This is a genomic window from Candidatus Contendobacter odensis Run_B_J11, from assembly GCF_000531125.1.
Classification (GTDB): Bacteria; Pseudomonadota; Gammaproteobacteria; order Competibacterales; family Competibacteraceae; genus Contendibacter; species Contendibacter odensensis.
Genome location: NZ_CBTK010000134.1, coordinates 1 through 1,258 on the forward strand (window position 1 = coordinate 1; position 1,258 = coordinate 1,258).

The 1,258-nt window shown below is 58.1% G+C and carries 1 protein-coding gene; it reads right to left on the minus strand.

All coding sequences use genetic code 11. The annotated features are described in order from the left end of the window. Positions 1-60 precede the first annotated feature (60 nt). Positions 61-1,181 (minus strand): IS3 family transposase gene (locus tag BN874_RS10005; RefSeq protein ID WP_420886120.1). Its coding sequence is split into 2 segments (ribosomal slippage): positions 61-914 and positions 914-1,181, totalling 1,122 coding nucleotides; the frame shifts between segments, so codons are not numbered across the junction. Between the last annotated feature and the right edge of the window lie 77 nt (positions 1,182-1,258).

A 1,258-nucleotide genomic window follows, 5' to 3' on the forward strand; every position in this document is an offset into this window, starting at 1 on the left:
AAGTGGACCCCATGGTCAAGACAGTTTTTAGCCGAATTTAAGGTGGAGACACTCTGCGCCTCATGGCGACAGGGTTTGCCTGTCGGCATACACCTCAGCGGGTGTTCGGTTGTTCAGCGCCTGATGAGGACGCTGGTCATTGTAAAATTTGAAGTAGTCCTCCAGTCCTTGGTAGGCCTGATCCAAGGTGTCATAAGCCTTCGGATACACCTCCTCATATTTGACGGATCGCCATAACCGTTCCACAAAGATATTGTCATGCGCCCGTCCCCGCCCATCCATGCTGATCTGAATCCCGGCTTGTGCCAGACGCCTGGTGAAGGCCAGACTGGTAAATTGTGTCCCCTGATCCGTGTTGAAGATGATGGGCTGGCTCTGCCCCAGCGCCTCCTCCAAGCACTCCAGGCAAAAGCGGGTTTCCAAAGTGTTCGACAGCCGCCACGCCAAGACCTTGCGGCTGTACCAGTCCAGGATCGCCGCCAAGTACACGAACCCGCCCGGCACATGGATGTAGGTGATATCCGTACTCCATACCTGATCGGGCACCGTCACGGTCACCCCTCGCAGCAGGTAGGGGTAGACCTGATGATCCGGATGGGGCGTCGACGTCGCCGGCTTCGGGTAAATCGCCTGCAATCCCATCTCGGCCATCAACCGGATCACCCGTTTACGGTTGACCGGATAGCCGGCGCGCCGCAACACCGCCGTCATCCGCCGACTCCCGTAAAACGGATGAGCCGTATATTCCTGATCAATCCGCCGGCGCAGTTCCTGATTCAGCCCCGCTTCGGGAACCGGTGATGCATACCAACCGCTCCGCGACAGACCCAGCAGTTGGCACTGGGCCACTAGCGAGACCTCGGGGTCCCCGGGTTCGATCCAGCCGCGCCTCACCCCGGTGGGTTCAGTCCGGACTTTTTTTTCAACCACTCCAGTTGGACTTGCAACCGCCCAATCTGACCATACAGCGCCTCGACCTCCTGACCCTCGTCGGGGCGGCGTCGGCCCCGTTTGCATTCGAACAGTGCCTTCAATCCCTCCTGGGCTTCCCGCTTCCAAGTGGTCACCTGGTTTGGATGGACCTCGTGGACCCCGGCAATCTCGTTGACCGTCTTGCGACCCGCCAGCGCTTCCATCGCAACCTTGGCCTTGAACTCAGCACTGAAAACTTTCCTCTGCATCTCGCTACCTCTTCCTCAGATGTCTTTACGTTGCAGAGTACCACCTTATTTGCCTGTCCGAAATTTGGGGTCCATTA